The 9,311-nt window shown below is 62.4% G+C and carries 8 protein-coding genes; all 8 read left to right on the forward strand.

Annotated elements, in window-relative coordinates:
• Nucleotide 1 precedes the first annotated feature (1 nt).
• Nucleotides 2-880: a branched-chain amino acid ABC transporter permease gene (locus tag NE547_RS14445; protein WP_186906966.1), complete on the forward strand. Its 879-nt coding sequence runs from the start codon at nt 2-4 to the stop codon at nt 878-880.
• Between the two features lie 72 nt (nt 881-952).
• Nucleotides 953-2,197: an ABC transporter substrate-binding protein gene (locus tag NE547_RS14450; RefSeq protein WP_186906965.1), complete on the forward strand. Its 1,245-nt coding sequence runs from the start codon at nt 953-955 to the stop codon at nt 2,195-2,197.
• A gap of 144 nt (nt 2,198-2,341) precedes the next feature.
• On the forward strand, nt 2,342-2,656 hold the full coding sequence (locus NE547_RS14455; protein WP_186906964.1) for a hypothetical protein: 315 nt from the start codon (nt 2,342-2,344) through the stop codon (nt 2,654-2,656).
• A 54-nt stretch (nt 2,657-2,710) separates the two neighbouring features.
• On the forward strand, nt 2,711-4,159 hold the full coding sequence (locus tag NE547_RS14460) for a sigma-54-dependent Fis family transcriptional regulator (RefSeq protein WP_186906963.1): 1,449 nt from the start codon (nt 2,711-2,713) through the stop codon (nt 4,157-4,159).
• 315 nt (nt 4,160-4,474) lie between these two features.
• The gene (locus NE547_RS14465) at nt 4,475-5,815 is read left to right on the forward strand and encodes a GntP family permease (protein ID WP_256176251.1); all 1,341 of its coding nucleotides are present in this window, start codon (nt 4,475-4,477) and stop codon (nt 5,813-5,815) included.
• Between the two features lie 29 nt (nt 5,816-5,844).
• Nucleotides 5,845-6,969, forward strand: coding sequence for a homoserine O-acetyltransferase (locus tag NE547_RS14470; RefSeq protein ID WP_256176252.1), 1,125 nt, complete (start codon nt 5,845-5,847; stop codon nt 6,967-6,969).
• A gap of 66 nt (nt 6,970-7,035) precedes the next feature.
• Nucleotides 7,036-9,153 carry an alpha/beta hydrolase gene (locus tag NE547_RS14475; protein WP_256176253.1) on the forward strand — a complete coding sequence of 706 codons (2,118 nt, stop codon included), beginning with the start codon at nt 7,036-7,038 and terminating at the stop codon, nt 9,151-9,153.
• A gap of 31 nt (nt 9,154-9,184) precedes the next feature.
• A partial coding sequence (locus NE547_RS18440; protein WP_305148467.1) for a 4-hydroxyphenylacetate 3-hydroxylase N-terminal domain-containing protein occupies nt 9,185-9,311 on the forward strand: 127 nt, incomplete at its 3' end.

A 9,311-nucleotide genomic window follows, 5' to 3' on the forward strand; every position in this document is an offset into this window, starting at 1 on the left:
TATGCTGTCCACATCCATGACCCTGTATCTGATTTTCTGCTGCGCCTTCATCCTCCTGGTGTGGGGGGCGCTGGTGCCCTTCCGGGCGGGGCTGCTGTACAACGGCACCGTCTACTGCATGGCCGTGGGAGGCTACTTTGCCGCCTTTGCCGCCAAGGAGCTGGGCTGGCCCTTTTTCCTGTGCGTGCTGGGCGCCGCCGTGGTGGGCGCGATCCTGGGCTTTTTGCCCGCGCTTGGCTTCTCCCGCACCTCGGGCGTGGTCACTGCCGTGGCCTCTATGGCTCTGATCTTCATCATCCAATCGGTCATCCGCAACCTGGACTTTCTGGGCGGCACCCGCGGTATCCGGGGCATCCCCAAGGTGGAGCACCTGCTGCTCTATTCTGTGATCCTGGTGATCCTGCTGGGCGCCTTCCTCTACCGGCTCAACCACTCCAAGCTGGGCCGGGCGCTGGAGGCCATCGGCACCGACGCCGATATGGCCACCACGCTGGGCATCAACGTGAAGAAGATGACGGTCTTCTCTCTGACCATCTCCTCGATCTACGGCGCGGTGTCCGGCGCCGTCTACGCCTTCAACATGCGCACCATCTATCCCGAGACCTTCGGCTTTTCCCTGCTTTTGTCCGTCATGACCATGCTCTTTGTGGGCGGGCGCTATACCCAATGGGGGGTGTTCGTCTCGGTGCCCCTGCTGTGGGGCCTGCCCCAGTGGGTGCCCGCCAGCATCAACAGCTTTACCCAGATCATCTACGGCGTGATCCTGGTGGTCATCCTCATGGCCCGGCCCGAGGGCATCATCACCCGGGAACTGCCCGGTAAGATCAAGCGCCTTTTTGCCCGCGGGGGAGAAGCAAGGGTCCCGGCGGGACGCAGCTGAAGTACCCCCATCCGTTCAAACGGCGGAAGGCTCCGCCTTTGAAGATAACGTCACGAAAAGGAGAGAAACTGCATGAAACGGAACAAGCTTCGCATGTCCGCCCTCTTGCTTTCCCTAGCGCTGATGATCGGCCTGCTGGCCGGCTGTTCCAGCAGCGGAGGCTCTGCGGGTGAGAGCACGCCGCCCGCTACCGCCCCCGCGGCCGGTACCGACGCCCCCGCCGACGCCAACGCCGTCGCCGTCACCGAGTGGGAGATCCCCATGCTCACCGCCGCCACGGGCGCCATCGCCTATGTGGGAAAGCCCGCCGGCTGGGCCGCCGAATACGCCGCCGAGATCATCAACGCGAACGGCGGGATCCGCGGCGTGCCGGTGAAGGTCACGGTGCTGGATACGGCCTTTGATACCTCCAAGGCCGTCACCCAGATGACCAGCGTGGTGGACAACGCCCTGGTGGTGCTGGGCCCCATGGACGCCCCCGGCGCCGAATCCGCCGGCCAGGTGGCCTATGACGGCGGCGTGCCCAACATCGCCGCCTACTCCTTCCAGGATATCCGCGACCTGTACGCCCCTTACGTCATGGGCTACATGACCGATTCCGAGGAGGGCGACCTGGCCGCCGCGCAGGAGTGGACCGCCGTAAACGACGACATCAAGAAGATCGTGATCTTCTACACCCCCACCGACGCCTCCCAGGCGGCCGCCACGGAGCTGCTCACTGCACAGCTGCCCGATTCCGGTATCGAAGTGGTGGGCACGGTGGAGGTGCAGACCGGCCAGCTGGACTGCTCCGCCTCCGCCATCCAGGCCCTGAACCTGAAGGCCGACGGCTACTACCTGAACCTGCGGGCCGACGAGGCCGCCAAGGTCCTGACCGAGCTGCGCAAGCGCGGCGTGGACGAAGGCCGCCGCATCTGCGCCACCTTCGCCAGCTATGACGCCAACTACTTCGATGTGGCCGGTTCCGACTGCGACGGCACCTATATTTGGAACAAGCTCAACCCCGACTACTCCGGCGAGGAATGGCAGACCCTGGTGGCCGCCTATCAGCAGGCCAACGACGGACAAACCCCCACCGCGCCCCCGGTGCCCGGCTTCTATGACGCCATGATGGCCATCAAGCAGGGCATTGAGGAACTGGAGCTCACCGGCGACCCCGCCAAGCTCTCCGAGGAGCGCGAGGCGCTGGGCAACTGGCTGTACAACTCTCCCGTCTTCGAAGGCGTCCAGGGGAGCTTCCAGTGGGTAGACGGCAAGAAGGTAGCCGATGTCCACTTCTTCCAGTGTGACGGCAGCGCGCCCAAGGCTGTGGAGTAAAAGCCGCTCCGGGGAAGCGCGCCTTCCCCCAAAAATCCGAACGCGGTCCCGGCACTCGGCCGGGACCGCGTTTTTCGGTTCTGGGGAGGGACTGCGTATTTTGCGGGCGGTCTGCATACAGCGAGCGGAAGGCGAGGCGGTCTTATGATCAAACGCGTTGTGCTGCACGATTTGGACTATAACTGGCTGGCACCCTGCAAAGAGTGGTACTACAAGGCCCACGCACCGCAGATCGTCCGCCGGTACGGGCCCTGGCTGGCCCGGTTCGAGAGCTTTCGGCCCGCGCCCTTTCCGGCGGGGGCGCGGGGAGAGGAGCACGGCTATACCAACTGGCTGTGTACCGTGGGCTGCTGGCGGGAACTGCCCGGGCGTTGGAGGCCCGGGGACACGGCTGAGGCGCAGAGACTTGGCCGCCCCCGGTACGCATGCCGCACCGGGGGCGGCGCTGTCCGCGCTTGACAGGCATTCCGGGGCAAATTATACTGGAACCATCTGAGAAGGGAGGGCGCCGCCATGCCGAACCGGGAACCCGCATTTCTGCATCACCCCCACCAGGCCGCCGGGATGTTCGGGAGCCTCCAGGAGGCCTACGACCGCCTGGACGCCATTATCGAAAGCTCGTACGACGGTATTTTCATTACCGACGGGCAGGCCGTCACCATCCGGGTCAATCAGGCCTATCTGACCATCACCGGCCTGCGGGCGGAGGAAGTGCTGGGGCGCAGCATGTGGGACCTGGAGCGGGAGGGGATCGTCGACCGCTCGGGCACGCTCATCGCCATCTCCAAGCGAAAACCGGTCACGCTGGAGCAGGTCTTCCGCAACGGCCGCCACGCCCTCATTGCCTCCACCCCGGTTTTTGACGAGAGTGGGGACATCGTCATGGTGGTGACCAACGTGCGGGACACCACCGAGCTTTACGATCTGCAGGAAAAGTACCGGCGGAGCGCCGAGCAGAACGAAAAGTACTATTCCGAGATCGAATACACCCGCAAGCAGGTGCTGGACTCCGCGGACCTGATCGCCGCCGACCGGCGGATGCTGGAGGTGCTGGAACTGGTGGACCGGGTGGCGGCGCTGGATACCACGGTGCTCCTGCTGGGGGAGACCGGCGTGGGCAAGGAAAAGATCGCCAAATACATCTTCAAGAACAGCGCCCGCCGGGAGGGGCGCTTCCTCACGGTCAACTGCGGCGCCATCGCGCCCAACCTCATCGAAAGCGAGCTGTTCGGCTATGTGCAGGGGGCCTTTACCGGGGCCAGCCGGGGCGGTAAACCGGGCCTGTTCGAGGTGGCGGACAAGGGCACGCTCTTCCTGGACGAGATTGGGGAGCTGCCGCTGGAGATGCAGGTAAAGCTGCTGCGGGTGCTTCAGGAGCGCACCGTCACCCGGGTGGGCGGAAACGAGGCGGTGAGCGTGGACGTGCGCGTCGTGGCCGCCACCAATCGGGATCTGGGGCAGATGGTGCGGGACAAGACCTTTCGGGAGGACCTGTTCTACCGGCTCAACGTCGTGCCCATCACCATCCCGCCCCTGCGGGAACGGCGGGACGACATCATCCCCTTTGCCGAGAGCTTTCTGGAGGAGCTAAACAAAAAGTACAACCTGCGCAAGCGGCTTACCGCCTCCGCGTGTCAGGCCATGCTGAACTATGCGTGGCCGGGCAACGTGCGGGAGCTGAAAAACATCATCGAGCGTATGGTCATCATGAGCGGCTCGGATCAGATCCGGGCCGAGGACCTGCCCTTTCACAGTGTTTGGACGCCGCCCCTGCCCGGCGGGGAGGACGGCCCCACGGTGGACCTGAAGGCCCTCACCGGACAGTTTGAGCTGCAGTTTATCAACCGGGCTTACGAGCGCTTCGGAAACGTCCGGGACGCGGCCCGCAGTCTGGGCATGGACCCGGCTACTTTTGTGCGAAAGCGGAAGCGGTACGCACAGGAACGGCTGTTGCAAAAATAAAACACGATTCATTTTTGCAACAAACGCCCAAATGGCCGGATCAGAAATGATTTTGGAACAAGCCCCCCGCTTTTGTTTTATTTTTGCAACAAAAGCGAGGGGCGGACTTTTTTGCAAAAACTTCAGAAGCGGCTGTGCCGCAACGGGTTTGCGCAGGTGAGAAAGAAAAGACCGAAGTTGGCACGCCGTTTGCAACTATCGATTGCGTCGAGGGACAGTTGGCCAACTGTACGAGCAGATTTGATCTACCTGAGACGCCGTAAATACGGTTCACCGCGGAGAATGGTCCAACAGAAAGAAATGGAGGAAATTCGTTTGAGCGCAATTGGTGTTATCGGCCTGCTTCTGGCCATCGCGTGTCTGATCATTTTAAGTTACAAGGGCGTCAATGCATTCATTGCATCTCTGATCGCGTCACTGGTAGTTGTCGTTACCAACCTGCTTCCCTTTTGGGAGACCTTCAGCGGCGCTTACGCTACTGGACTGAAAAACTTTGTCGGAAACTATTTCCTGCTGTTCGGCCTGGCGGCCGCTTACGGTGAGTTCCTGAAGGTCACAGGTGCGGCTGAGAGTGTGGCCAAGGTGCTGTTCAAGATTTTCGGCGTGAAGTGGGCTCCCCTGGGCGCGTTGCTCATCACCCTGCTGATGGCCATGGGCGGCGTTTCCGCTTTTGTTATCGTCTTTGCCGTCTACCCCGTGGCCGCCCCCTTGTTCCGCAAGGCCAACATTACGAAAAACCTGCTGCCCGGCATTGTGCTGTGCGCTTCGGTGACCCTGTGCCTGTGCCTGCCCGGCAACCCCACCAGCACCAACGCATTGCTGGCCCGTCCGGAGTACGGCTTGGGGGTGGACGCGTTTTCGGCTCCTGTAATGGGCGTCATCGCCTGCATCGTGGGCACCGTCCTGGCCGGGATCTATGTCACTTGGCAGGCCAGACGGCAGACCGCCCTGGGCGTGGGCTACGTGGTCTCCGGCACGGATGCGCTGGATGATGACGAGGAAAAGAATTTGCCCCCCTTCTGGGCCTCTATTATCCCCCTGCTGATTGTTGTGTTCGTCATGATCCTGCTGAAGAACGTGATGAGCGCCACCAACAGCATCCTGACCTCTCTGTGCATCGCCATCGTGGCCTGCGTGGTCCTCAACCCCAAGGTCTTCTTCGGCGCCCATAAGAAGCACGGCGTGCTCAAGACCTTCACCACTGGAATGTGGTCCTCCTGCACCTCCGCCCTGCTGCTGACCGGCGGCGTCATGGGTTTCGCCGGCGTGGTGCAGGCGGCCCCCGGCTTCCAGTACTTTGTGGATTTCGCCAACGGCCTGACCACTGCCTTCAACCCCTATGTGTCCGCGTCCGTGGCGGTCAACGTGGTAGCCGGCATCACCGGTACCGCTTTGGGCGGCCTGCAGATCTTTGCTGACACCATGCTGCCCAACTACATCAACCTGGGCATCAATCCCGAGGCATTCCATCGCCTGATGACCATCGCCTGCTGCGGCCTGGACACGCTGCCCCACTGCTCCACCTTTATTCTGATGTGCTCCGTCTGCGGCGTCACCGCCAAGGATTCCTACAAGCATGTATTCCCCCTGACCGTGGTGATGCCCATCCTGCTGACGGTATTGTGCATCCTTATGATCTCCGTCGGCATTATCTGAACCCACGGCTGGAAAGGAGGAGGCTTCCTGTGAGCCTGAAGAGCGTAAAACAATCCTTTGAGATCCCCGCGTTTTCCTTTACCTGCGGCCGCACGCTGCCGGTCCGCCTGGGGTATGAGACCTACGGGACCCTGAACGAGGCGAAGGACAACGCGATCCTGGTGGTCCACTATTTCTCCGCCAGCAGCCATTGCTGCGGCAAATACCAGGAGAGCGACCCGCTGCCCGGCTTCTGGGACGGGCTGATCGGCCCCGGTAAGGCAGTGGATACCGAGAAATACTTTGTCGTCTGCGCCGACAATCTGTGCAACTGCGGCGCCAAGAATCCGAACGTCATTACCACCGGCCCCATGACCGTGAATCCGGAGACCGGGAAGCCCTACGCGCTGGATTTTCCCGTGCCCGAGGTGCTGGACGTGGTAAATACCCAAAAGCACCTGCTGGAGCAATTGGGGATCACCCACCTGAAGGCGGTCATGGGCCCGTCCTTCGGCGCCATGACCTCCTGGCAGTGGGCGGTGGCCTACCCGGACATGATGGATGCGATCATCCCGGTCATCGGCACGCCGAAACTGCCCGTTTGGGGCGGCTTTAACCCCCTTCAGTACGCCATCAAGGTGGCCAAGATCGACCCGAAGTTCCAGGGGGGAAACTACTATGACCAGGAAGAACAGCCCACCGATACCCTGCGGCTGTGCCTGGAGATGATGAATGTGGCCGCCTTCCAGGCGGGCTACTACGAACGGACCTACAAGCGTGACGTCAGCGCCGACCGGGCCTGCTATGAGAGCGTGCTGGGCCAGGCGTCCTTTGAAGACAAGCTGGATGCCATTGTGGAGCTGTCCGTGCCCTTTGTAGACCTGAACCACTGGCTGTATACCTGCCGCACCTGCCTGAACTATGACGTTTCCAGACCCTATGGCGGCGATCTTGACGCGGCGCTGGCGCGGATCAAGGCAAAGGTGCTGGCCATTCCCTCGCGGCTGGACGTGCTGCACCCATGGCAGTTTGTGGACTGGGTGACGCAGCGCATCACCTGGCTGGGGGGGAACGCGGAATGCTACCCCATCGACAGCGACCTGGGCCATATGGCCGGGATTTTGGAAACCTTCCGCTTCGACCACAAAGTGCGGGATTTCCTGTCCCGCCTGTAACCGGCTGCGGAAAGAAAAGCGAGCCCCCCGGCGGAGCGTCCGCCGGGGGGGCGGGGAGGAAGAAGAATGGAACAGAACATTTCGCACAAGCGGGGCCCGCGGGCCTGCGCGATCGTGCTGATCGCCGCCCTGCTGGCGATGCTGATCAGCTCCGCCGTGGGCGGCGTCATCGCCACCGGCGGCGGCGCGGTGCGCACCGAAGAGATCACCTTTACCACCGATGTGGGCGCACTCAGTCACGCCAAGCTCTATATCCCGGTCCAGGCCAGCGCGGAGAACAAGCTGCCCGCCGTGCTGCTCTGCCACGGCTATACCGCCAGCCTGGACGCCATGGAGCCAAACGCCATTGAACTCTCCCGCCGGGGCTATGTGGTCATGGCGCTGGATCTCTATGGCCACGGGGAGTCCGCCCTCCCGCCCGACGGCTACCGCCAGGCGGAGATGGGCAACGTAGAAAATTACGCGCCCGACCTGGGCAGCTATTCCGCCCTTCAGGAGCTGGGCAAGCTGGAGTATGTGGACGCGGCCAGGATCGGTATGCTGGGCCACTCCATGGGCACCGCCGCCATCCAGGAGGGCGCCTACCTTGCGTACGCCAAGTGGCAGGCCGCCTATACCGCGGCCCAGACTGAGGCCGCTGCCGCCGGTCAGGACGAGACGGCCGCGGCCGGCGCCGCCTATCTGGCCGCCATGGACGCGGGCATCGTGCTCCCCAGCTCCATGGTGCTTACCGGCTATAACTATAATGTGCGCAACGTCAACGACTTGACGTACAACGGGGTCAACGCTGAAAACGGCGTGTTCCCCCTGTATGCCGCACCTGTAAATATGTGTACCATCGAGGGGGATTACGACGAGTTCTCCGGCCTGCTCTGGGGGGTGGACGACGCCGCCCGGTATACCACCAGCTTTAAGTTCGCCTGCGGCACCGGCGGGGCGTCCAACGTGCCCTCCGGCACCTACTTCCTGTACGGGGATGCCGCGGCCACGCCCCTGAGCCGGGCGGAGGCCGTGACCGCCGCCGCCTCCGCCGCTGTGACCATGCAGCCCATCCGGGCCGCCTATTCCTTCGACGGCACTCACTCCGATACCTATTATGACGAGACCGCCATCTCCTACGGTATCGACTTCTTCGACATCACCCTGCGGGGCGGGGAGGCCACCATCGACCCCGCCGACCAGGTGTGGCACGGCCGGGCGGCCTGCGGACTGATCGGCCTGACGGCCACCCTGACGGCGTTCGTGGCCCTGGCGCTCACCCTGCTCCGCCTGCCCTTCTTTGCCACCATCGTCCGGCCGGAGGCCCCATCCATGAGCACGGTGACCGGCGGGAAGGGCGCGCTGAAATACGCCGCGCTGTATCTGATCTTCCTGCTGCCGGCGCCGCTGCTGTACTACTGGCTGATCGGATATCCCTATTACATGCAGCCCCAGTGGTTCAAGTTTTTGACCAAGTTTATGCCCAACGCCTTCTTCAATATGGCGCCCATGAACTCTCTGATGCTCTTTAACTGCGTGGTGGGCGCCGTTTTCCTGGCGCTGTACCTGCTGGTGTTTTTCCTCATCGCCAAGAGAGCGGGCTTCGGCCTGGAAAACACCGGCCTGAAGCTGCCGGCGGCGCAGGTGCTCAAGTCCCTGCTGCTGGCCGCAGTCTCCTTCGGCGGGGTGTACGCCGTGGTCTACCTCTGCGCCGCCTGTTCCGGCACGCACTTCGCCTTCTTCAAATTCAACATTATGCCGATGGATGCCGCCCACTGGATCGCGTTTTTCAAATACCTTCCGGTTTGGATCCTCTTCTTCCTGCTGGCGGGGGTGATTTACAATTCCCTGACCCGCATCAACAATGCCCCCGCCTGGGTGAGCTATCTGCTGATCGCGGCGGTCTCCTGCGGCGGACTGGCAGTCCTGTTTGCCTACGACTATGGCATGCTCTTCGCCACCGGCGTGCGGGGCATCCAGTATATCCCCGGCACGACCTCCGCGGAGTGGATGTCCACCATCGGCATGGCCTTCCCCACCGCCCTGGCGGGCATCATGTGCTTCGGACTGCTCTTTATCCTGCCGATTTCCGCTGTTATGAGCCGTGTGCTTTGCAGAAAGAGCGGCAGCGTCTGGCTGGGCGGATTCCTGACGGCGTTCATCGTGCTGGTCTTTACCATCTCCCATATGGTCATATCCATCTAAAAAAGATAAATTGGAAAGGAAGTCGTTTATTATGTCACTGATGACGGGCGAGGAGTACATTGAGAGCATCCGGAAGCGGAAGATGCAGGTATATCTGTTTGGGAAAAAGGTGGAGGACCCGGTGGACGACCCCATTCTGCGGCCCTCGCTGAACAGCG

Source organism: Flavonifractor sp. DFI.6.63 (assembly GCF_024462255.1).
GTDB lineage: Bacteria > Bacillota > Clostridia > Oscillospirales > Oscillospiraceae > Lawsonibacter_A > Lawsonibacter_A hominis.